Below are 19,395 nucleotides of genomic sequence, written 5' to 3' on the forward strand. Positions count from 1 at the left end.
TGGTCGCCACCCGTAACTTCAAGGAATTTTCCACACCCTTCAGTTGACGATCGCGGCCGGACTCGGCGAACATGATGTCTGGAAACGCCGTTTGGGACATTCCATCTTTCAGAGGAGCGCGCCATGGCGCGAAGCACACGATCCTTGCTGCGGGGCCGGCTGGTTCCCACGCTCGCCATGGCCCTGGGGCTGTCGCTGACCCTGGGCGCCTGTGTGTCCGGCAACCCGGCCACCGGAGATGCGCCCGAGCAGTCGGGCGACGCGTACTCCGGTGAGGTCGAGTGGTGGACGATCAACCTGCAGAAGAACTACGGGCCGGACATCCAGAAGTGGATCGACGCCTACGAGAAGCAGCACCCCGACGTCACCATCAAGTGGGTCGACGTGCCGGGCCAGGACATCACGACCAAGCTGCTGGCCGCGCTGGCCAGCGGCAAGGTCCCGGACGCGGTCAACATCACCTCCGCGACGACCGGGCTGTTCGCCGGCTCGCTCTCCGACCTGAACTCCCTGTTCAGCAAGGAAGAACTCGCGGACTACGCGACCAACCTCTCCGACCCGCTCGTTGTCGACGGCAAGCGAGTCGCCATCCCCTGGTACAACGGCGGCACGTCGCTGGCCTTCTACAACAAGGACCTGCTGGCCACGGCCGGCTTCGACCCGGCCAAACCACCGAAGACGTACGACGACGCGCTCGCGCTGGCCACGGCGTACAAGAACGCCACCGGGAAGTCGGCGACCAACTTCATGGCCTACTCCGCCGTCGTCCAGGCCAACGGGATCCCACTGCTGTCACCGGACAAGAAGAAGGCCGCGTTCAACACTCCAGAGACGCTCGCGCTGGTGGAGAAGTTCAAGCCGCTCTTCGACGCCGGTGCGATCGCCCCGGGAAGCCTGGGCGCCAACCCGCGTGAGCTCCCCCAGTCGCTGGAGAACAAGCAGATCGCGTTCAACCCCGCGGCCGTGTCCAGCAGCCTGCTGAACATCGAGAAGAACTCGCCGGCCGTCTACGGCTCGATCGTCGTCGGCCCACCGGTCACCGGGGCGGACGGGAAGTACTACATGTCCGGCCAGCAGATCGTCACGATCCCGGCGAAGTCGGACAACCAGGCCGCCGCGGCCGCGTGGCTGAAGTTCGTCACCGCCCCCGAGCAGCAGCTCGCACTGTGCAAACTGGTGCCGATCTACCCGTCGTCACTGAAGGCGCTGGCCGATCCGTTCTTCACCGACATCAGCGGCACTACCCCGGCCGACCAGGCCCGCAAGATCCTGCTGGGCACGTTCAAGAACAGCGTGGACGCCTCCCTCGGCTCCGGGAACGACGAGCAGTTGCGCAAGTTGTTCGACGACCAGATCCGGGCGTACATGTCGGGCACCAAGCCGGCCAAGTCCGCGCTGGACGAGGCAGAGAAGGCCTGGAACGAAACGCTCGCGAAGGGCAGCAAATGAGCAGCACCATCCGGATCGGCATCGTCGGCGCGGGGATCATGGGACGCGGCAATGCGTTGTCCCTGTCCGGGCTGCCCGAGGTCGAGGTCACCGCCGTCACCAGCCGCTCGGCGGACAGCGCCGAACGGCTGGCCGGCGAGATCCAGGGCCGCGGCGCCCCGCGGCCCGCGATCCATTCGGACCTCGACACCCTGCTGCAGGACGACGGCGTCGACGCTGTCGTCCTGACCACCCCGGACCATCTGCACGGCGAAATGATGGTCCGGGCCGCCGAGGCCGGGAAGCACATCCTGGTGGAGAAGCCGCTGACCACCTCGGTCGCCGAGGCGGACGCCGCAGTCAAGGCGATCCGCGAGCACGGTGTCGTGGCGATGTGTTTGTTCAACCACCGTTGGGTTCCGGCCTACGCCCAGGCGCACGAGTTGCTGGCGGATCTCGGCGAGGCCGCGGTCGCGTACGCCCGCAAGGACGACACCATCTTCGTGCCGACCGAGATGTTGTCCTGGGCCGACCGGACGACCTGCGCGTGGTTCCTGTCCAGCCATGACATCGACCTGGTGTCCTGGCTGCTCCGCGACCAGGTGCAACGGGTCTACGCGACCGCCCGCTGGGGGAAGCTGCGCTCGCTCGGCATCGAGACACCGGACGCCATCCAGATCCAGGCCGAGTACTCCCGCGGCGCGGTGGCCACGTTCGAATCCGCGTGGATCTACCCGAACACGTTCCCGACCACGGTCGACTCCTACGTCGCGGTCGTCACCGACAACGGCGTAGTGCAACTGGACCGGCAGAAGGAGAGCGTCGTACTGGCGACCCCGGATCGCTACACCTATCCCAGGAACATGCTGCAACGAGTGATGCACGGCATTCCGGCCGGTGCGTACGCGGACGCGATCGCACATTGGATCACCTGCTGCCGCACCGGTGCGCAACCGCTCATCACGATCGAGAGCAGCCGGAACGTGACCGCCGTGCTCGAAGCCGCTCACACCTCGATCGAGACTCGGCAACCCGTCGACGTCTCCATGCTGGCCGACCCGGGGAACGGATGACAACCATCAAGAGTCCAGAGAAGCCGCGGCACATCGATGGCCGGATCAACCGGATCGGCACCGACGACCTGATCAAGGCGTTCGGGGCCCCCGCCGGCGTCGACGACCTCGGCACCCTCCGCGCGTTCGTGGCCAGGCGGATGCGGAGGCCCGCCTGGCCGTTGCCGGAATGGATCGAGGCGATCCGCTCCACGGCGGACGCTGACGGGACAGATACCTCGTCGCGTCGCACCGGCGAGACCGGCTCATCGGCGGCGGTGGATGCGGTGCTTGCGGCTGCGGAGCCGTTGCTTACCGGTGTGGAGGTGACGGGGCGCGAGCACGGAAGGTCCCGGCGGTACGGGTTTCACTACCTGGGCTGGTTGTCTCCCGGGGTCCACGCGTGGTTGCTGACGAGCGACGAGCGGTACCTCGCCGCCTTCGAGCAGCACTTCGACGATTGGTACTCGCAGCGTGACTCGGTGACCGGCGAGTGGCCAGGGCTCGACGTCATCTGGTACTCACTCGGCACGTGGGCCCGTTGCCGGAATCTCCTGCCTGCGTTGGAGGTTCTGACCGAGTCGGCTCTCTCGGATCGAGTCTGGGGCCGGCTGGTGGCGACCCTGGTCGGCGGTGCCCGATGGGCGTACGACGAGCACGACGTTTTCCGGCACGGGAACTGGCAGCTCGTGTGCGCGACCGAGTTGCTGCACCTCAGCGCCGTACTGCCTGATCTGGTCGAGGCGGAGGGTTGGGCGTCGCGGGCGCGGGAGCGAATCCACGAGCACCTGCTGCTGGATGTGTACGGCGACGGTGGGCACTATGAGCGCTCCCCCGGCTATCACAAGATGTGCCTGACCGCGTTGCAGACGGCGGCGTTGGTCGATCGGCAGTTCGCTGAGCATCCGAAGCTGAGTGCGATGCACGAGTGGCTGGCCGAGCTGGCGTCTGCCGAGGGCTGGATTCCGCATCTGCAGGACAGCCACATCGAGTGGCCGGCGCTGAGCCTGCTTCGCGGCAGCTACGTGCTCGACAACCCAGCCTTGGCGAGGGTCGCGGCGCAGTGGCTGACGCCTGCGCAGTTCGCCACCGAGGCTGCGATGTTGCCGGCGTGGGACGATGCGGCCAGGCAGCAGCGGTGGATGGAGACGCTGGCCACTGCCCGCGAAATTCCGGTGCCGCAGCCGGCGGGTGCCACTGTGATGGCCGATTCCGGCTACGTGATCCTTCGTGGCGACGAGCTGCGTGCGGTGATCAACTTCGGGCCGCACATCGAGCATGAGCTGGAGTCGCATTCGCATCGCGCCGTGCTCGATCTGGTGTTGGAGGGCTGGGGACAGCCGCTGCTGTGGGAGGCAGGTGGTCCGCCGAGCTATGACGATCCGGAGTACCTGACCTGGTACCAGTCGGGTCGGGGCCACAACTCGGTGCTGGTGGACGACCGCGAGCTGGGTACCGATCGCGGTGTGACCATCGACCCGCTAGTCGACACCAGCCACGTCGCTGTCTTCACCGGGCAGCACCACGGCAGCGGCCTACCCCAGTCACGCACAATCGCAATGGTCCGCGAGCAGCCCGCCTTCGCGGTCATCTCCGACCGCGCGCCGGCCCCCGGACACGTCTTCCGCGCACACTGGCAGTCACTACATCCCTGGCAACAAGTCGGACCACTCACCTACGACGCCTCACCACCAAACGGCCCAGGCCTACTCCTAATCGAAGCGGGCGACCACGGTGCGGCCGGAGCCGACTCGAACGGTGTCGCCGGCGTCGACTCATCCGGCCTAGCCGGCGGCGACCCAGCTGTGATCGGCGTCGACGCCACCGGCGGCAGCTCGGTCGGGGTGGGTGGGGTTGAGTTGGTCGAGGGGGTTGCTCGGCGCCCGGTTGGTGATGGGGTGGCGGAGTATGGGGCGTTGTATTCGCTGGTGTTGACGCGGGACAGCGGGGACTTCACTACTGTGCTTGTTCCGCATGAGGGGGCGCGGGCGGCTGATGTTCGGGTGGCCATTGATGGGGCGACGCTCGTAGTCGATCACGGGTGCACGGTTGACCGGGTCGGCGCGTCCAGCTGGGTGCGGACCGTCGACGGGAAGTTGTCGTGGGCAACCGGCTGGCGGCTTCGTGAGTTGCGGGACCGGGATCAGGTGTTGTTGCGGAGTGCGGCGGAGGTGGATGTCGAGGCGACGATTGTCGACGGTGGACTGCGATTCGAGGTGACCTGTTCTGGGCGGTGCGCGCTGTGGATCCGGCCAGGTGACGTGTTGCGGCTGGACGGAGTACCGATTGCCGCCGAGAGCGACGACGAGGGGTGGGCACAGCTGACGTTGCCGTACGCCGGTCGCTGGACGATTGACGGGGTGCATCATGTGTGACGACGTGACCAGCGGGTGGTTCGACGCTCGCATCGTGACGGGTGCGCATCCCGCGTCACTCCTGCCGGCCAGCGACCGGGACGCGATCGCGGCTCACCTGGACAAGTACTCGATGTCGGGTGCTCTCGTCAGCTCAATGGCCTCGTGGCTGCACGATCCGATCGGCGGGAACGCGGAGGCCAGCGCAGTGGCGCACAGCCTGGCAGACCGCGGCGTGCTGGCTTGCTGGACCGCAGTGCCGCCAACGCCTGGTGAGCTGCACTCCTTGGGCGGTCTGGTCGACCAAGCGGTGGCCGACGGGGTAGCGGCGTTCCGCTTGTACCCGCGGTCTCATGGCTACTCGCCGGTGCACACCGCGATGCACGGCCTCTACTCGGGCCTGGCCGCCAACGGTTTGCCCTTATGCATCGACCTCACCGAGATCGACTGGCATCACCTCGACCACATCGCCACGCGGTTCCCCGCCCTGCCGATCGTGATCTCCAGCCTCGGGTATCGCCAACTGCGCAATCTATGGGCGGCGATCCGGGACCACCGGAACCTGTACGTCGATCAGGTCGACTTCGCCAGTCACCAGGCGATCGAGTGGCTGGCGAGCCACGGTGCCGCGGATCGGCTGCTGTTCGCGACCGGGCTCGGGCTGCGCGATCCCGGTGAGAGCATCGTCCGCCTCGCCTGGTCGGGTCTCGACAACGACACCGTGGCGCAGATCGGTGCCGGTACAGCGCTGCGGTTGTTCGGCGGCCGTCGTACTGCGCTGGTGGACTCCGGAGGGCCGTCATGATCGGCCGGCAGCCGCAGCGCAGGGTGGTCGACGTCCACGCCCACCTCGGACCGTACTCGCTGTTCTACATCCCCGAGCCGGACGCCGCCGCGATGGTCGGGGTGATGGACCGGACCGGGACCGAGGTCACCGTGATCGCGGCGAACCGCGCCATCCAGCAGGACGCCCACCTCGGCAACACCCAAGCTCTCGCCGCGGTCGACGCCTACCCGAACCGCATCGCGGCCTACGCGGTGATCAACCCTTGGCAGGACCCCGAGCGGGAGCTGAAACGGCTCGCGGACGACGACCGGTTCGTCGGAATCAAGGTGCACCCGACACTCCACCGGTACCCGGTGACCGGCTCGCGGTACACCGCGGTGTGGGAGTTCGCCGAGGCGACCGGCTGCCCCGTGCTCAGCCACTCCGAGCACCAGTCGGCGTACGACGCCCCGCCGATGTTCGAGGCCGTCGCGACGAGGTACCCGGGCGCTGCCGTAATCCTCGGGCACGCCGGGATCACGCCGGCTGGGGTGGACGAGTCGATCGAGGCCGCCGTACGGCACGAGTCGCTGTGGCTGGAGGTGTGTGGCTCGCAGATGACCGGGCCGCTGATCATGGAGATGGTCGAACAGGTCGGCAGCCGGCGGGTGCTGTTCGGCTCCGATTTCCCGTTCATCGACCAACGCATGTCGCTCGGCCGAGTGGTGTGCGCGCCTCTGACGGATGGTCAACGTCAAGATGTTCTCAGCGGGAACGCCCGCAGACTGTTCCGATGGCGACCACTTCCGGGGGATCCAGATGAGTGAAGAAGCGTTTTCCACGGCGGGCGAGCGGCTGCCACCGGTCACGGTCGGGCTGTTCGGGCCGCGCAAGCTGGTGAAGACGATGGCGGAGGTCGGGCAGCAGCTCGCCGACCGCTCTCCGCACGGCGTGAAGTTCGTGACGGGCGGGTACGACGACCAGACCGAAGCCGAGGAGCGGTACCTGAAGCTGCGGGACCGGATCGACGCTGCCGTATTCCCTGGCCCGTGGGTGTTCGACCTCGCCACAGCCGGCCATTGGCTCACGGTCCCGTCGACCCACCTACCACTCACCGGCGCCGCGCTGTACGCCGCCTTGCTCCGCGCATCGCTGACCGTCGAGGACGTCGACCTGAGCCGGGTCAGCATCGACTCGCTCTCCGCAGCCGATGTCGAGGAGGCGTACGGCGAGATCGGCCTCGACACCGCCGACGTCTACGACATTCCGTACGAGGGACCCGAGTCGGTGCCGCGATTCGCCGCCTTCCACCGAGAGAAGTGGGAGCAGGACGGCACCACGCTGGCGCTGACCACGATCCTCTCGGTGGAACGTGAGCTCCGGGCGCAGGGCGTTCCGGTGTTGCGGATCGCGCCGACGCGGTCGAGTGTGCGCGATGCGCTCGAGACCGCGGTGCTACTCGGCCAGGGCACGCGAATGGGTGCCCATCAGCTCGCGATGATCGCGGTACAGCTGATTCCGACCGGGTCGTCGCGGGCCGAGTCCGGCGACTACTGGCAGCAGGAGCTCGCCGTACTGACCCATCAGAAGCTGTTGGCGGAAGCGCGTCAGGTGGGAGCGACGGTTGCGCGTCGCTCCGACACGTTGTTCCTCGTCACCACGACGCACGGTTCGCTCGTCCGGTTGACCGAGCAGTTCACCGTCGCGCCGTTCCTCGGTGCGCTGACCGCGCAGCTCGGCGTGCCAGTGGCAGTCGGCGCCGGGGCGGGACAGACGGCGCGTGCAGCCGAGGCCAACGCACTGATGGCTGTCGAGGACTCGGTCGGTCGCGAGGGCAAGGTCGCGGTCTACCTGGACGGCACGACCGTCCGGACCGAGCTGCCGGCCGCCACACCAGCTGCTCCGGCGGCCGCGCTCGATCTCATCTCGCCGGTCGACCAACGCGCGTACGAGATCGTCAGCTCGATCGCGGCCGCGACCCCGTCGGAAGCCGGTCAGCAGGTCGTCGTGGACGTCGAGAGCGTCGCCGACATCATGCAGGTCACCCCGCGAACGGGCCGCCGGATGCTGAAGGAACTCGTCGAGGCGGGCCTGGCCTGGCCGGTGCCACCGGCCCGCTCGACCGGTGGCGGCCGGCCCCGCCAGCAGTTCCGGCTGCTCACCGAGAAGCTCGACTGACCCCGCCCCTAGGAGGAGCTGTGCAGACCGTTGCCCGAGGCCACGAACAGACGGATCGCCTGTACGACCGCGCCAAACAGGTGATCGCCGGCGGGGTGTCCAGCGACGCCCGTCGCGCGGACAAACCGCTGTTCGTCGACCACGCCCGCGGCGCCGAGCTCTGGGACGTGGATGGCAACCGGTACCTCGACTACGTCCTCGGCCAGGGACCGAACCTGCTCGGCCACGCCTCCCCGATCGTCGCCGAGGCAGTGTCCGCCCAGGTCAGCCGCGGGGTCGCGTACGCCGCGCAGCACGAGCTCGAAGCGATCGTTGCCGAGCGCCTGTGCCGGATGGTCCCGTCCGCCGAGCTCGTGCGGTTCAACAGCGTCGGGTCGGAAGCAGTGCATGGCGCGATCCGGCTGGCGCGTGGACACACCGGCCGCCCGAAGATCGTGAAGTTCGAGGGCAACTACCACGGCTGGCTCGACCCGGTCCTCTACAGCGTGCATCCCGACCTCGCGCTGGCCGGCGACGCCCGCCATCCGACAGCAGTCGGCGGTACGGCGGGCCAGCCACGCGGCGGCGCGGACGACCTGATCGTGTTGCCGTACAACGATCTCGAAGCAGTGTCAGCGGTGTTCGATCAGCACGGTGACGAGATCGCCGCGGTCATCCTCGAGCCCCTGCTCTGCAACACGGGCTGCATCACTCCAGCGCCGGGCTACCTCGAGGGCCTGAGGGAGCTGACACAACAGCATGACGCGTTGCTGATCTTCGACGAGATCATCTCCGGCTTCCGGGTGGCTCCCGGTGGTGCTCAGGAACTGCTGGGCGTCGTGCCGGATCTGTCGGCGTTCGGGAAGGCGATGGCCGGTGGGATGCAGGTGTCCGCGCTCGTCGGTTCGCGTGAGGTGATGGGGTCGATCGCGAACGGGGCCGTGGCCCACGCCGGGACCTTCAACTCACATCCGGTAGCGATGGCGGCAGCGGACGCCGTACTCCAGTACCTCGATGTGGACCGCGACTCGGTCTATCCCCCGCTGAACGCCACGGGCCGACGATTGATGGATGGGCTGCGCGAGGCCGCCGGGCGACATGGTGTGCCGCTGCTGGTCGACGGTCCGGGGCCGGTGTTCCAGACGTACATCACCGACCAGCCGGCGGTGACCGACTACCGGGACTTCGCGGCCTGCGACAGGCCCGCGATGGCGAAGTTCCACGCGGGCTTGTTCGCGGCCGGGATCAACATCGTCCCGAGGGGGTTGTGGTTCCTGTCCACCGAGCACACGGACGCCCAGATCGCCGAAACGATCGCGGTCGCCGACTCAGTGTTTGCGTCCCTCTAGTACAGGCCCAGGCCCTGTAACAACTTGGCCGAAGCCGGGGCCGGGTCGAACGGCTTGCGGTCCTGCGTGCAGGTCGAGCCGTCGGCCGGTGACGTCAGGGTGGTGAGATAGGTGGTGATCAGGTTGTCGGCACAGGTGCTCCTGCCGAGAACCGTGTGGCCGTAGCCCTCGACCGTGACCATGCTGGCGTTGCAGAACAGGTCGGCGTACGGACGAGTCGCTTCGTACGGCGTCGCCGGGTCGTAGCGGGTGCCGATCACCATCACCGGCGTTTTCGTGCTGAGCTTCCACGGACCGAGGAAGGCGTCGTGGTCCCGCACACCCAGGAACTCACACGGCTGACCGACCCACAACCGCATCCGTCCGAAGTGCGGTGCCGACTGTCGGCCGCATCGGCGTACTGCGGATAGGCCAGCGGCCGACCCGACTGCCGAGCCTCGACACACGGCTGCAGCGCGGTGCCGATCGACGCGTACTCCTCCTCGCGCCGGTTCCACTCAACCAGCAACTCGGACGCCCGCCCGGCGGCAGACTTCGCCCGTGTCATCTCCGAAGCAGTCGCGAGCTGGGCCAGCGACTCCGCCAGCGCCGGCCAGTCGGACGGGCTGTACATCGAGAAGAAGCTCGCCTGGACCGCCAGCTGGTAGGTCACCGTGACGGTCGAGCCGTCCGGCAGAGCTTCGTGTACGCGCGCTCTTCGTCGGTCGTCACCGGGTACGCCGGCTGCCCCTCGAACGCGGCCGCCTCCTCGGCAGCCGTCGGGAAGCAGGTCACCGGATCGGACTTGCCGACACCACGCGGGTCGAACCCGAGGATGTCGAACCGCGCCCGTACCTCGGGCTGGTACGCGGCCTGACCCATGTGCTGGATGAAGTCCACCCCGGACCCACGGGACCACCCGGGTTGGTGAACAGCGTCCCGATCTTGCGCGCCGGGTCCGTCGCCGGCAACCGGGTGTGGCCGGCGCGAGCAGCGCACCGACGGCGGCAGCAACGGACGGTCTTCGAAGGAGTCTTGTCGGCTTCACGCAATCGACCGTATGCGGAGCGCCACTACCGTTACGTCCACCAACAGAAGGAGGCCGGGACTCCGCCGTACAGCGGACCCGGCCTCCTTCAGAAGAGACTTAGGCAGTCTTCTCGCGACGCTCGCGTTTGCGCTCGATCTGGTCGCGCGGGATCAGCGTGGGATTCACGTTCTCCAACACGACCTCGCCGGTGACGACGACCTTGGCCACGTCCTCACGGCTGGGCACCTCGTACATCACGTTGAGGAGAACCTCTTCCATGATGGCCCGCAGACCGCGGGCGCCGGTGCCGCGCAGCAGCGCCTGGTCGGCGATCGCCTCGACCGCGTCGTCGGTGAACTCGAGCTCGACGCTGTCGATCTCGAACAGCCGCCGGTACTGCTTGACCAGCGCGTTCTTCGGCTCCGACAGGATCTTGATCAGGGCGTCGCGGTCCAGCGGCGACACGGTGGTGATGACCGGGAGCCGGCCGATGAACTCCGGGATCAAACCGAACTTGAGCAGGTCCTCCGGCATCACGTCGGCGTACCCGCCGAGCTCCTTCGGCTTCTCCGGCTCGCGCGAGGTGTTGAAACCGAGGGTCTTCTTGCCGACCCGCTGCTCGACCATATGGTCCAGGCCGGCGAACGCGCCGCCGACGATGAACAGCACGTTGGTGGTGTCGATCTGGATGAACTCCTGGTGCGGGTGCTTGCGGCCACCCTGCGGCGGCACCGAGGCCGTCGTCCCCTCCAGGATCTTCAGCAGCGCCTGCTGCACACCCTCGCCGGACACGTCCCGGGTGATCGACGGGTTCTCGCTCTTGCGGGCGATCTTGTCGACCTCGTCGATGTAGATGATCCCGGTCTCGGCCTTCTTGACGTCGTAGTCGGCCGCCTGGATCAGCTTCAGCAGGATGTTCTCGACGTCCTCACCGACGTACCCCGCCTCGGTCAGGGCGGTGGCGTCGGCGATCGCGAACGGCACGTTCAGCATCCGGGCCAGCGTCTGCGCCAGGTAGGTCTTGCCGCAGCCGGTCGGGCCGATCAGCAAGATGTTCGACTTGGCCAGCTCGACGGCCTCGTCCTTCGCGTGCCGGCCGGCGCTCGAGCTGCCCTGACCGTCGCGGACCCGCTTGTAGTGGTTGTACACCGCCACCGCGAGCGCCTTCTTGGCCACGTCCTGTCCGACGACGTAGGCGTTGAGGAAGTCGTAGATCTCGCGCGGCTTGGGCAGCTCGGTGAGACCGACCTCGGAGCCCTCGTTCAGCTCCTCCTCGATGATCTCGTTGCAGAGATCGATGCATTCGTCGCAGATGTAGACGCCGGGACCGGCGATGAGCTTCTTGACCTGCTTCTGGCTCTTACCGCAGAACGAGCATTTCAGCAGGTCGCCGCCGTCACCTATGCGTGCCACCGGGACAAATCCCTTCTCTGAGCAGTCGAACCGTGGGCCAAGGGGGCGTAGGCCGCTCGGGCCGGGTGCCGTACGGCGGCCCCGGATCCCGATTCGACGGTACCGCGCCAGAGGCCGAAACGCCGCGCCCGACGCCGCGTTGTGACTACGCCGGTGGCGAACGCGCCTCGCCCTTGACAAGGCGGCGTTCCGCTCCGGTTGCCTCTGGTCAGCCCTTGTGACAGCACCGTCGAACCGGGTCAGACCTGTCAGACGCCGGCCGGAACCGGGGTCTTCAGGGTCTGCAGGACGTCGTCGATCAGGCCGTACTCGATCGCCTGGTCGGCAGTGAGGAACTTGTCCCGCTCGATGTCGCGGGAGACCGCTTCCAGCGACTTGCCGCTGGCCTCGGAGATCATCTTCTCCAGCAGCGCGCGCAGCCGGAGGATCTCGTTCGCCTGGATCTCGATGTCACTCGACTGGCCGTAGGTGCCCTCGGTGGCCGGCTGGTGAATGATGATCCGGCTGTTCGGCAGCGCCAGCCGCTTGCCCGGCGTACCGGCGGCGAGCAGCACGGCGGCGGCCGACGCGGCCTGGCCGAGGCAGACCGTCTGGACGTCCGGCTTGATGTAGCGGACGGTGTCGTAGATCGCGGTCAGCGCCGTGAACGAACCACCCGGCGAGTTGATGTAGATGCTGATGTCGCGGTCGGAGTCCATCGACTGCAGGCACAGCAGCTGCGCCATCACCGCGTTCGCGATCTCGTCGGTGATCGGCGTGCCGAGGAAGATGATCCGGTCCTCGAACAGCTTGGTGTAGGGGTCGATCCGGCGCATGCCGTACGACGTGCGCTCCTCCCACTGCGGGATGAAGTAGTTCATGGGTGCGTCCTTTGACTGACGGAGTGGGAGATCAGGAGTTCGGGCTGCCGGTACTGAGCTGGGCGGCGCTGGCGACCACGTGGTCGATGAAGCCGTACTCCTTGGCCTGCTCGGCGGTGAACCAGCGGTCGCGGTCGGCGTCGTTCTCGACCTGCTCGAGCGGCTGGCTGGTGTGCTCCGCGATCAGCCGGAACAGCTGCGCCTTGATGTGCAGCGACTGCTCGGCCTGGATCTTGATGTCACTGGCCGTACCACCCATACCGCCGGAGGGCTGGTGCATCATGATGCGCGCGTGCGGCAGCGCGAACCGCTTGTCCTTCGCACCGGCGCAGAGCAGGAACTGACCCATCGAGGCGGCCAGGCCCATCCCGACGGTCGCGACGTCGTTGGAGATCCACTGCATGGTGTCGTAGATCGCCATGCCGGAGTCCACGGAACCACCCGGCGAGTTGATGTACAGCCAGATGTCCTTGTTGGGGTCCTCGGCGTTGAGGAGCAGCATCTGCGCGCAGATCGCGTTCGCGTTGTCGTCGCGAACCTCGGACCCCAGGAAGATGATCCGGTTCTGCAGCAGGCGCTGGTAGATGTGGTCGTCTAGTCCGCCGGATCCGTTGCCGCCCGCGGCGGTGGGGCTGGCTGCAAATGTCTCGTTCACGAAGCCGACATTACTGGGCGGCGGCGACAGACCTAAGGCTGGGCCGGGGGTGTTCGCTCACGGCGCACCGTGTCTGCCCTGAGCGAATTCCTCCGGCGGCTTTCGGTGGGCGCCCCGCGGCGGGCCGGCTCCTCACCAGCCGCAGAGCGCCACCGCGTCCCGCTCGCCGCAGCCGGGCCGCTCACCAGGCGCTTGAGCGGTCGGCGGCTCGATGACGGGTACGGCGTACTGCTCGTCGGGCCGTGGTCCGGCCGGTTTGCGCTGCCAATGCATCCGGACCCGGAGCCGGGGCGGGCGGCGCGTGTCCAGCAGGTGATAACCGGACGGTCCCGGCAGCCACAGGCACGGCTTGTCGGACGGCAGGCTCGGTGTCATCAGGCGGTCCCCCAGAGCGGTTCGACAGTGCACCGGGTTTGACAGTGCACCGCCACGCTAGGGAACGCCGCTTTCAGATCACTTTCAGCGGCCTGACAACCGCTGTGGCGCAGACATGACGGCGGCCCGGATCCACGCGGGATCCGGGCCGTCGCGCCGTACTGCTGGTCAGGCCTTCGCCGGCTCCTCGGCCGCTTCCTCCGCAGCCTCGTCGGCCTGCTCGGCCGCTGGCTCGGCGTAGGAGCCGTCCGGCTGCAGGGTCTTCAGCTCGACCGCGTTGCCGGAGGCGTCGGTGACCTTCGCGTTCTCGACCAGGTGCGCGAGCGCCTTGCCGCGGACGACCTCGGACACCAGGCTCGGCACCAGGTTGTTCTCGACCGCGTGCTGGGCGAACTGGTCCGGGCTGACGCCGGAACGCTGCGCGTGCCGCACGATGTGCTCGGTCAGCTCCTGGTCGTTGACGCTCAGCTCCTGCTGCTCGGCGACCAGGTCCAGCACGAACTGGGCCTTGATCGCGTCCTCGGAGCGCTTCTTCAGGTCCTCGTCGAACTCGTCCTGGGACTGCTCCTCGCTCTCCAGGAACTGCTCGAACGACATCCCGGAGTACCCGAGCTGCTGCTCCAGGTTCTCCTTCCGGGCGGCCAGCTCGTCGACCAGCAGGCCCTCAGGCACCGGCACCTCGACCAGGGTCAGGATCTTCTCGAGTACGGCGTCGCGCGCCTCGCCGGCCTGCTCGAGCCGCTTGCCGCGCTCCAGCCGGCCACGGACGTCGGCCGTCAACTCGTCGGCGGTGTCGAACTCCGACGCGGTCTGCGCGAACTCGTCGTCGAACTCCGGCAGCTCCTGCTCCTTGACCGCGGTCACAGTCACCGCGACGTCGACGTCCTCGCCCTTCAGCGCGCCGCCGACCAGCTGGGTGACGAAGGTCTTGCTCTCGCCCGCGTTCAGCCCGGTGACCGCCTCGTCCAGGCCGTCCAGCAGCTGGCCGCTGCCGACCTGGTACGACAGGCCGGTCGCCTGCGCCTCCTCGACCTTCTCGCCGTCCTTGCTGGCGGACAGGTCGATGGTGATGAAGTCCTTGTCCTGGACCGCCCGCTCGACCGGGTTCAGCGAGCCGAACCGCTGCCGCAGCGCCTCGATCTGCTCGTTCACCTCGTCGTCGGAGATCGCGATGTCCTCGACCTCGGCCTCCAGGCCGTCCAGGTCCGGCAGCGTGATCTCGGGGCGCACCTCGACCTCGGCGGAGAACTGCAGGCTCTCCTGGTCGTTGAACTCGGTCACGTCGACCTCGGGCCGGCCGATCGCCTTGACCTTGTTCTCCTGCACCGCCTGCGAGTACAGCTTCGGCAGCGCGTCGTTGATCGCCTCCTCGAGCACCGGCCCGCGGCCGACCCGCTGGTCGATCACCTGCGGCGGCACCTTGCCCTTGCGGAAGCCCGGCACGGTGATCTGCTTCGCGATGCTCTGGTACGCCGCGTCGAGGCTCGGCTTGAGCTCCTCGAACGGCACCTCGACGATGAGCCGGACCTTCGTCGGGCTCATGGACTCGACGGTGCTCTTCACGGTGGCGGTTCTCCTTGATCGATGACTTCACAGCACGGGGACAGCCCGCGCTGCAGGGGTGCTGCAGGGGGTTTGTCGGGGCGACAGGACTCGAACCTGCGGTCTCCTGCTCCCAAAGCAGGCGCGCTAGCCACTACGCTACGCCCCGCAGTGACCGCCCGAGTCTAGTCGACCCAACCCGGTGCACGCGAAATCGCCCTCCCATACCGGCCCCCAGAGCCCACCATCCGCGCCGTGAGCCAGCACGCCTCGCTGACCGGGCTGCGCTCCAGGGCCCCGACGTCGCCGGCCGTCACACCGAGTACGGAGAACGCAATCCGTCGTTACCGGACCGACCAGCCCCGCTCGCGCTGCCTCCGCCGACCCTGGCTCAGCCGTACCTGGCGCCCTATCCCCGACTGAATCCACCGGAGCTCACGAGCATCCCGCCGTACGGCGCTGCAAACCTCCACCCGTCCGCGCTGCCCGACCCCTCAGCGGCTGACCCAAACGGGTAACCGGACCGTGGGGTTCTGCACCGTGCGCCGGCGTCGTTCGACGCCGGCGCGATCCGCCTGGGAAGCCGACGAGGTAGTCGTTGTCCAGTCAGGAACCGACCCCATCCGGCTGCGCAGCTGCTAACCGGTTTGCCAACCCCCGACCCCGATGTGGAATCATGTCCGAGCACCGCGGGTGTAGCTCAATGGTAGAGCCCCAGTCTTCCAAACTGGCTACGCGAGTTCGATTCTCGTCACCCGCTCTGGCAGGAGAAGGCCCCCTAGCCACAGGGATCTGAGGCTAGGGGCCTTCTCACGTCTAGGCCAGGTCGGGCCGCGTGCGATCAGCCAGCGATTAGGTGGTCGGTGCCAGGACCCCGGCCGCCCCGTTCGTGTCAGGCGGTTTCCGCGAGCCAGCGGCGCCAGCTCGCGAGGGTTACCGGCATCTCGACGTCGTCCAGGACGGTGAGCACGTACTCCGCCCTGAGGCGCACTCCTTCACCGGCTGACTTCCGGCACCCGTCGAGGGCTGCTCTTAGCTCCGGACCGTCAAGACGTCGCGCTACAGCTGCGTACCAGCGGTCCTCGCATCGGTGTTCCCTCGACACGGCCTGCGCAACGAGCTCTACGAGGTGCGGGCGATTCGACGGCGGCACGCCGCACGGGTGAAGCTTCGAAGAATCTGCTGCTTGGCACCCCAGGGAGACGAGGAAGAAGCCTCCCGCCACTCCACGGGATAGGCGGCTTCCCACCGCAGGAACAGCACGGCATACGGCGCGAACAGCTCGAATGTCGCCGATTCGTCTGCACGCCACGAAGCGTCTTCGAACCTCCCCATCACGCCATAGAGGGTGTTGTCGCGTGCGGCGCATTGCGCAGCGAGGTGGCGGTCGAATTCCGCTCCAAGAGCAGGAGCCGCGGAGAAGTCGTAGCTTTGACCGTTGGACCACCACAGGGAGTTCTGGCGTTGGACCGCTTCCCACTCCTCGGCGATGTACCGGTCGTGCCTCAGCCTTGCGGCCCTCCGCCGAGCCGGATCCGGATCGATGAAGTCGAAGAGCCACCGCAGCCGCCGCTCATGGATCCAGTGCACACCAAACCCTAATCGAACAAGTCGGCTCGTGGGTGCTGGTGGTGCTGCTCGCGCTGGGAACGGTGGCGAACTTCTTGTCCCAGAGTCCGTGGGAGCGGTTCCTGCTCGGCCCGGTCACGTTCGTGCTGGCGGGACTGTGCTTCGTCGTTGCCCGCAGCGCCGCGGACACCGACGCCGCCGGGTCCGAGCGGTCCGAGCACCAGCAGACCAGTCGCTGAGGCCGACTGCATCGCGGACTGCCCACTCCGAAGGGGCTGCGTGGAACGATGGGGTGATGGGTGAGGGGATTGTGGTTGTTGCGTATGACTCCGCGTGGGTGGGGTTGTTTGGGGAGGTGGGGCGGAGGCTTCGGGGGGAGTTGGGCGAGGTCGGGGTGCGGATTGATCATGTGGGGTCTACGGCGGTAGTGGGGCTGGATGCGAAGCCGGTGGTGGATGTTCAGGTTTCGGTGGCTTCGTTCGAGCCGTTGGAGGCCTATCGGGGCCCGATCGAGCGGGCTGGGTTTGTTTATCGGGCGGGGAATCCGGAGCAGACCAAGCGGTATTTCCGGGAGCTTCCGGGTGAGCGCCGTACTCATGTTCATGTCAGGCGGGCGGGGTCGTTCTCCGAGCAGTTCACGTTGTTGTTCCGGGACTTTCTCCGGACGCATCCCGAGCGGGCGCGGGCCTACGCAGATCTGAAGCATCAACTGGTCAAGCGGTTCTCGGCGCCGGAGCGGCGACAGGACTACGTGGACGCGAAGACGCCGTTCATCTGGCAGACGATCCAGCTTGCCGATGAATGGGCTCAGTCCACCGGCTGGGAGCCGCCGCCGTCCGACTGCTGACCGGCTAGGGTCTGCCGGGTGCCGAAGGTCGGGGATGAGTCATCGCGGTTGGTCGTGGTCCGGGGGAACTCGGCGTCGGGGAAGAGCACTACGGCGCAGGAGGTACGGCGACGAGTCGGCCGCGGGGTCGCCTGGGTCGAGCAGGACTACCTGCGGCGGATCCTGCTGCGCGAGCACGACCGCCCACACGCGCCCAACATCGGCCTGATCGACCAGACGGTCCGGTACGCGCTCGACAACGGGTACCACGTGATCCTGGAGGGCATCCTCTACAGCCCCACCTACGGCGATATTGTCCGCCAGCTGATCGCCGACCACATCGGCCGCACTGGCGTGTACTACTTCCAGCTCCCCTTCGAGGAGACCGTACGGCGACATCACACCAAGCCCCCGTACGGCGTCACCGCCGACAAGCTCCGCGACTGGTACCAACCGTGCGACCTCCTCGGCGTACCGGGCGAGCAGATCATCGACTCCACCAGCACCCTCGAAGACACCACCACCCGCATCATCACCGACCTCTCCTGGTCATCGGGCGGCCGGATCGCCCACCCGATCGAGGACTAGATGGACGCGGACCTGCGGCGATCGGGTTTCGTCGACTGGGACCACACGTCGGGGACCGGCCAGGACCTGGAGCTGCTTCTGATTCCGCTCCTCTGGATCGTCAACTGGTTGACGAACCTGGTCGTGTTCCAGGGCGGCTGGACGCTCCGGATCTACCGCGTCGAAGGCGACGATCGCGTGCTCGTGCAGAAGACGCGGTATCGCCGCAAGGCCGCGGCGCTAGTTGCCATGGCCCGCATCCACCAGGCCGGGAAGTCCGTGCAGGGTCCGTAGCGGGGAGAGGGTCGCAATGAGGGTGGCCGCGAGCGTGGTGGTGGTGGAGAGGAGGAGGGTGGGGCGGAGGCCGATGGTGGTGGCTAGTAGGCCTGAGGTCAGGGCGCCTAGGGATTGGCCGCCGATGACCAGGGTGCGCCAGGTGGCGGTGCCTTGAGCCAGTGCGGTCGGTGGGACCAGAGACTGGCGCAGGGTGCGCTGCGGTACGGCGAAGAGCGACATGCCCAGGCCGGACAGCGCCTGGCCCAGTAGGACGAATGGGGCGAGGCCAACTGCCAGTGCGGCGCCAGTAAGAGACGCTATGAGCTGGCCGGTGATGTAGCCGCGGCCGATGCCGAGCAGGCGGATCCATGCAGGCGCGAGCAGCGAGCCGACGATGGCGGCCGCTCCGAAGACCGTGATCGCCACCCCGACCAGCGCCGGCGTCCAGTGGAGCTCGCGGACCAAGTAGAGAACGATCAGCGGCCCCTGCAACGAGCCGGCGATCGCACCGACGGTCGCCGACACCGCCAGCGGCGCCAGCACCGGACTGCCGAAGATCGTCCGCAGCCCGTCCGTCAGCCGCACCTCCGACCGCTCAGCCAACTCACGTCGAGGCTCACGGATCAAGTACGACGCAACACCAGACACCACGTACGACGCGGCATCGAAGAGGATCGCAAACGGCGCAGTCATCAGTTGCACCAGCAACCCCGCCAGAGAAGGTCCCGCGGTCGACGCGACGTTCAGATTGAGCAGGTGCGCGCTGTTGGCTCGGATAAGGTCGTCGCGCGGCGCCAACGCCGGCATCAACGTCATCGCCGCGGTCTCCGAGAGCAGCGTCAACACACCGGTCAGCACGGCCACGACGTACAGCTGCCACATCCGCAGCGCCCCAGCAGCCGCAGCCACCGGGATAGACCCGAGCAGTACGGCGCGCCCGACGTCCGTCAGCACCAGCACCCGCCGCAGTGACCACCGGTCCACCCCCACCCCAGCCGGCAAACCGAAGACGAGATGCGGGACCGCAGTCAGCGCCGCAAGCACACCCATCTCCACAGCCGACGCATGCAGCGTCAGTACGGCGACCAGCGGCAGGGCGACTGTGGTGATCGCACTCCCCGACGCCGACACCAACTGCCCGACCCACAGCTTCCGGAACTCACCTCTGACGACCCAAGCCATGCCCGGCAACCTGTC

General features: G+C 67.6%; 21 protein-coding genes and 2 tRNA genes. 13 read left to right on the plus strand and 10 right to left on the minus strand.

The genetic code is table 11. From position 1 onward, the window contains the following. Positions 1-123 precede the first annotated feature (123 nt). From ACIBL3_RS17685 to ACIBL3_RS17715, 7 genes are read left to right on the plus strand one after another with little or no spacing between them, the layout of a single operon-like run. Positions 124-1,449 (plus strand): ABC transporter substrate-binding protein, encoded by a 1,326-nt coding sequence (locus ACIBL3_RS17685; protein ID WP_396354454.1) that lies wholly within the window; start codon positions 124-126, stop codon positions 1,447-1,449. Then, a complete protein-coding gene (locus ACIBL3_RS17690; protein WP_396354455.1) occupies positions 1,446-2,501 on the plus strand; it encodes a Gfo/Idh/MocA family protein in 1,056 nt (351 codons plus the stop codon). Before ACIBL3_RS17685 ends, ACIBL3_RS17690 begins: the two co-directional genes overlap by 4 nt. Next, positions 2,498-4,855: a heparinase II/III family protein gene (locus tag ACIBL3_RS17695; protein ID WP_396354456.1), complete on the plus strand. Its 2,358-nt coding sequence runs from the start codon at positions 2,498-2,500 to the stop codon at positions 4,853-4,855. Before ACIBL3_RS17690 ends, ACIBL3_RS17695 begins: the two co-directional genes overlap by 4 nt. Next, entirely contained in the window at positions 4,848-5,639 is a 792-nt protein-coding gene (locus ACIBL3_RS17700) for an amidohydrolase family protein (RefSeq protein ID WP_396354457.1), read from the plus strand. The genes ACIBL3_RS17695 and ACIBL3_RS17700 overlap by 8 nt, the downstream gene beginning before the upstream one ends. Continuing rightward, positions 5,636-6,427, plus strand: coding sequence for an amidohydrolase family protein (locus ACIBL3_RS17705; protein ID WP_396354458.1), 792 nt, complete (start codon positions 5,636-5,638; stop codon positions 6,425-6,427). The genes ACIBL3_RS17700 and ACIBL3_RS17705 overlap by 4 nt, the downstream gene beginning before the upstream one ends. Continuing rightward, a complete protein-coding gene (locus tag ACIBL3_RS17710; RefSeq protein ID WP_396354459.1) occupies positions 6,420-7,778 on the plus strand; it encodes a hypothetical protein in 1,359 nt (452 codons plus the stop codon). Before ACIBL3_RS17705 ends, ACIBL3_RS17710 begins: the two co-directional genes overlap by 8 nt. A 20-nt stretch (positions 7,779-7,798) precedes the next feature. Then, positions 7,799-9,106, plus strand: coding sequence for an aspartate aminotransferase family protein (locus tag ACIBL3_RS17715; RefSeq protein WP_396354460.1), 1,308 nt, complete (start codon positions 7,799-7,801; stop codon positions 9,104-9,106). On the opposite strand, the gene ACIBL3_RS17720 is transcribed toward ACIBL3_RS17715, so the two are convergent. Further along, positions 9,103-9,603 (minus strand): alpha/beta hydrolase, encoded by a 501-nt coding sequence (locus ACIBL3_RS17720; protein WP_396354461.1) that lies wholly within the window; start codon positions 9,601-9,603, stop codon positions 9,103-9,105. The two genes, ACIBL3_RS17715 and ACIBL3_RS17720, sit on opposite strands and share 4 nt — an antisense overlap. On the opposite strand from ACIBL3_RS17720, the gene ACIBL3_RS17725 reads away from it, so the two are divergent. After that, on the plus strand, positions 9,565-9,753 hold the full coding sequence (locus ACIBL3_RS17725; protein WP_396354548.1) for a hypothetical protein: 189 nt from the start codon (positions 9,565-9,567) through the stop codon (positions 9,751-9,753). The two genes, ACIBL3_RS17720 and ACIBL3_RS17725, sit on opposite strands and share 39 nt — an antisense overlap. 1 nt (position 9,754) lies before the next feature. On the opposite strand, the gene ACIBL3_RS17730 is transcribed toward ACIBL3_RS17725, so the two are convergent. The 7 genes from ACIBL3_RS17730 to ACIBL3_RS17760 form a co-directional block, all read right to left on the minus strand. Next, positions 9,755-9,985: a hypothetical protein gene (locus ACIBL3_RS17730; RefSeq protein ID WP_396354462.1), complete on the minus strand. Its 231-nt coding sequence runs from the start codon at positions 9,983-9,985 to the stop codon at positions 9,755-9,757. A gap of 247 nt (positions 9,986-10,232) precedes the next feature. Continuing rightward, positions 10,233-11,528: an ATP-dependent Clp protease ATP-binding subunit ClpX gene (gene clpX / locus ACIBL3_RS17735; RefSeq protein ID WP_396354463.1), complete on the minus strand. Its 1,296-nt coding sequence runs from the start codon at positions 11,526-11,528 to the stop codon at positions 10,233-10,235. Positions 11,529-11,776: 248 nt separating this feature from the next. Then, positions 11,777-12,388 (minus strand): ATP-dependent Clp protease proteolytic subunit, encoded by a 612-nt coding sequence (locus tag ACIBL3_RS17740; RefSeq protein ID WP_396354464.1) that lies wholly within the window; start codon positions 12,386-12,388, stop codon positions 11,777-11,779. A gap of 31 nt (positions 12,389-12,419) precedes the next feature. Further along, complete coding sequence (locus tag ACIBL3_RS17745; RefSeq protein ID WP_396354465.1) at positions 12,420-13,043, minus strand: ClpP family protease; 624 nt, start codon at positions 13,041-13,043, stop codon at positions 12,420-12,422. A 132-nt stretch (positions 13,044-13,175) separates the two neighbouring features. Further along, the gene (locus ACIBL3_RS17750; protein ID WP_396354466.1) at positions 13,176-13,418 is read right to left on the minus strand and encodes a hypothetical protein; all 243 of its coding nucleotides are present in this window, start codon (positions 13,416-13,418) and stop codon (positions 13,176-13,178) included. Positions 13,419-13,586: 168 nt separating this feature from the next. Next, the gene (gene tig, locus ACIBL3_RS17755) at positions 13,587-14,981 is read right to left on the minus strand and encodes a trigger factor (RefSeq protein ID WP_396354467.1); all 1,395 of its coding nucleotides are present in this window, start codon (positions 14,979-14,981) and stop codon (positions 13,587-13,589) included. A 75-nt stretch (positions 14,982-15,056) separates the two neighbouring features. Continuing rightward, positions 15,057-15,129: transfer RNA gene (locus ACIBL3_RS17760), tRNA-Pro, on the minus strand. A 520-nt stretch (positions 15,130-15,649) separates the two neighbouring features. Between ACIBL3_RS17760 and ACIBL3_RS17765 the strand changes: the two genes are divergently transcribed. After that, positions 15,650-15,720: transfer RNA gene (locus ACIBL3_RS17765), tRNA-Gly, on the plus strand. A 362-nt stretch (positions 15,721-16,082) separates the two neighbouring features. Here the strand turns inward: ACIBL3_RS17765 and ACIBL3_RS17770 are convergent. Next, entirely contained in the window at positions 16,083-16,550 is a 468-nt protein-coding gene (locus ACIBL3_RS17770; protein WP_396354468.1) for a hypothetical protein, read from the minus strand. A gap of 41 nt (positions 16,551-16,591) precedes the next feature. On the opposite strand from ACIBL3_RS17770, the gene ACIBL3_RS17775 reads away from it, so the two are divergent. The 4 genes from ACIBL3_RS17775 to ACIBL3_RS17790 are packed head-to-tail and all read left to right on the plus strand — an operon-like array spanning position 16,592 to position 18,216. Continuing rightward, on the plus strand, positions 16,592-16,768 hold the full coding sequence (locus ACIBL3_RS17775) for a hypothetical protein (RefSeq protein WP_396354469.1): 177 nt from the start codon (positions 16,592-16,594) through the stop codon (positions 16,766-16,768). Positions 16,769-16,824: 56 nt separating this feature from the next. After that, entirely contained in the window at positions 16,825-17,376 is a 552-nt protein-coding gene (locus ACIBL3_RS17780; protein WP_396354545.1) for a GrpB family protein, read from the plus strand. An 18-nt stretch (positions 17,377-17,394) separates the two neighbouring features. Beyond that, on the plus strand, positions 17,395-17,943 hold the full coding sequence (locus ACIBL3_RS17785) for an AAA family ATPase (protein WP_396354470.1): 549 nt from the start codon (positions 17,395-17,397) through the stop codon (positions 17,941-17,943). Then, positions 17,944-18,216 carry a hypothetical protein gene (locus ACIBL3_RS17790; RefSeq protein ID WP_396354471.1) on the plus strand — a complete coding sequence of 91 codons (273 nt, stop codon included), beginning with the start codon at positions 17,944-17,946 and terminating at the stop codon, positions 18,214-18,216. It begins immediately after the preceding gene. Here ACIBL3_RS17790 and ACIBL3_RS17795 read toward each other — a convergent pair. Further along, positions 18,163-19,380, minus strand: a complete 1,218-nt coding sequence (locus tag ACIBL3_RS17795) for an MFS transporter (RefSeq protein WP_396354472.1) — start codon at positions 19,378-19,380, stop codon at positions 18,163-18,165. The genes ACIBL3_RS17790 and ACIBL3_RS17795 overlap by 54 nt on opposite strands. Positions 19,381-19,395: the final 15 nt, after the last annotated feature.

Origin of the sequence: Kribbella sp. NPDC050124, assembly GCF_044460355.1 — a bacterium.
In the GTDB taxonomy this organism is placed as follows: Bacteria; Actinomycetota; Actinomycetes; order Propionibacteriales; family Kribbellaceae; genus Kribbella.